This is a genomic window from Aquimarina litoralis (assembly GCF_019295435.1).
Classification (GTDB): Bacteria; Bacteroidota; Bacteroidia; order Flavobacteriales; family Flavobacteriaceae; genus Aquimarina; species Aquimarina litoralis_A.
Genome location: NZ_WEKL01000097.1, coordinates 1 through 2227, shown reverse-complemented (window position 1 = coordinate 2227; position 2227 = coordinate 1). Strand labels below are relative to the sequence as shown.

Here is a 2227-nt window from a genome sequence, read left to right as displayed (position 1 = left end):
TCATTAAAGGTTCCACCAGTTGCGATAAAGTCTTCAGCTTCAATAATGATTTGATCTCCAGAAGGCGGTATAGAAGTATCATTAACAGTGATAGTACTAGTAGCTGTAAAATTACCATCTATGGTGGTAGCTGTTATAATTGCCGATCCCGTTGTCAGTGCTGTGACAACACCACTAGAGGAAACAGAAGCAACAGAAGTATTGCTAGAAGACCAAGTTACTGTTTTATCGGTAGCATTGGATGGAGCAACAGTTGCTGTAAGTGTTGTGGTATCTCCTGGATCTAAGGATATAGTAGCCGGTGAAACAGCGACACCGGTTACTGCGATATCTCCTCCGCCTGTATCTCCAGAATCGGTTACTGTAATGGTAATCATATCGGTTTTATTTCCATCTAACGTTCTGGCGGTTATATTTACTGATCCTGCTTCTACAGCTAATACAGAACCGAGATTGTCTATGGTTGCAACATTTGGATTAGAAGACGCCCAAGTAACCGATTGTACGGTTGCGTTAAATGGTATGATTCCACCAGTTAGTGCGAGTGTTTCCCCAACTTCCATTGTGGCTCCTTGAGGAGTTATACTTACAGCTTCAACAGGAATCGTTTCATCTATTGGTCCAATGGGTTCTCCTGCTACAGTAACGGTTACTGCATCTGTAAAATCTCCATCAAAAGTTTTTACAACTGCTCCTACGGTTCCTTGCGAAAGACCAGTTACCTGACCTAACCCATTTATTTTTGCAATTGTTGTATTACTCACTGACCAAGTTACAATCTGAGTAGTTGCGTTATTTGGTATAATATTATGAGTCAAATCAAAAGTTTCACCTGGTCGAATAGTAATACTAAATTGATCAGCTTCTACTCCCGTTACAGGAACATTTCCTCCAACAGGAACAGCATCATATACTCGAATCCAATCTACTTGAAAAAGATTACGACCATTGGCATCATCCAAATCGTCAGGAGTAGGATAAATATTAAGATCGGACAACCAAGATTGTTGTTCCATATTGATAATAATATGTTGAGGTTTACTTAAACCTGTGCCACCTGTATATCCATATTTATCAATAGCATCGAAAGAAGTAGTGTGCTGTGATAAATTCCCTTCAGGATCTTTGAAACTATGTTCATTTGATTTTATAGTACGAACTAATTCTCCATTAATGTAATACTCTGCATGATGTGGGTTTACCCAATAGACACCAATCGTAAAATATTCTTCTCTCCAGGTTTCTCTTCCATCTTCCATATACCAAGTCCCAAAAACACCTTCTTCATCTCTCGGTTGATAATCCGTAAAGGGATCTCTGATAAAAGTGTGATGACTTAGATGTATACGCTTGTCAAAATATTCTCTTCCTTCTTGAATATTAGGATACGATTCTAGCATATCTAATTCTTCAGTTTCATCTTCGCTGATCATCCATATATTATTAGCTAACATACATCCTGCTTGTTTTACTCTAGCTTCCATATACATTGGATAAGCTAAAGCCTTTTTGGACGAAATACATCCGGTATAAATGATAGGAAGGTTATTATCCCATGCTCCATGAATGTTTAGTTTTCCATCAGTAATCCAAGTATGGTCTTTATGATAGAAGGTTGCAGAAGGTCCTGAAAACCCGTTAATATATAGCTCGTTCCATCTTTTTGTAAACTCTGGATGTAGGTTGTTGCTTGATGATTCATAATCAAAACTATCTGAAACTGGATTTAATTCCCAAACCATACCTGTTGGAGGATCAGCTGGAATTGGAATTCCATTCCAATCTTGGGCTTGTATGCCTGCTATTGATAATATAAACAGGAATACAAAGAATAATTTGTTTTTCATTTTGAATGTTTTTTGAATTTTGTTTGTCTAAATAAGGGCAAGAAAGGTTTTAGAGTAGTCAGACTTCTACAAAAGCCTGACCACTCTAAAGAGCTTAAATGCAATTTATTAGGTTATAGGTTCTACTTTTTGATGAGTTTTAAAGTTCTATTTCCATCTTTGGGATTTACTATTGTTAGGAAATAAATTCCTTGTGGTAAACTTTGTATATCTATGATATGATTTTCGTTTAATTTTTGATTTACATAAGTAGCTCCTTTGATATCATAAATTCTGATGTTATGTTGTTTTTCTTGAGATAATCCTTGGATGAATACTTTACCTGTAGTTGGGTTAGGGAAAAGGTATACCTCTGGTTCTATAGGTTTGGTTGTAGTATC

General features: G+C 36.6%; 2 protein-coding genes. Both read right to left on the bottom strand.

All coding sequences use genetic code 11. The features are described 5' to 3' along the window. Window positions 1–1847, bottom strand: a 1847-nt coding sequence (locus tag GBO31_RS23305; protein WP_219011027.1) for an Ig-like domain-containing protein, incomplete at its 3' end; no start/stop codon positions are given. A gap of 122 nt (window positions 1848–1969) precedes the next feature. Beyond that, a partial coding sequence (locus GBO31_RS23300; RefSeq protein WP_219011026.1) for a T9SS type A sorting domain-containing protein occupies window positions 1970–2227 on the bottom strand: 258 nt, incomplete at its 5' end.